The organism is Zoogloea sp. LCSB751 (assembly GCF_002028455.1).
In the GTDB taxonomy this organism is placed as follows: domain Bacteria; phylum Pseudomonadota; class Gammaproteobacteria; order Burkholderiales; family Rhodocyclaceae; genus Zoogloea.
The window spans coordinates 1-233 of sequence record NZ_MWUM01000667.1 but is presented as its reverse complement, the minus strand read 5'-3'; the positions used below and the strand labels follow the sequence as shown (position 1 = coordinate 233).

The following is a 233-nucleotide window of genomic DNA, read 5'->3' as shown; positions in this document are numbered from 1 at the left end:
CGTGGAGTATTGCCAGTTGTGCGGCTGGGCCCTGGCGCTGGCCCATGCCAAGTCGGGGGATGCGGCCCAGATCGCCGGCTACCTCGGCAAGTCGGAGGTGATGGATGAGGCCATCGCCGACTTTGCGGTGGCCTATGGCCAGCGCACCCGGGAAGATCATGCCCTGCTGCTGGATGCCATCGCCTGCGGGGAGCTGCCGGTCGCCTCAGAGGCGAGGTGAAGGGCTTCCCCTC

1 protein-coding gene is annotated in these 233 nt (G+C 67.8%); it reads left to right on the top strand.

Annotation, left to right across the window (positions count from 1 at the left end; genetic code table 11):
* Positions 1 to 220: DUF2252 family protein (locus B4920_RS28090; protein WP_139379799.1), on the top strand; the 220-nt coding region annotated here is incomplete at its 5' end.
* Positions 221 to 233 lie beyond the last annotated feature (13 nt).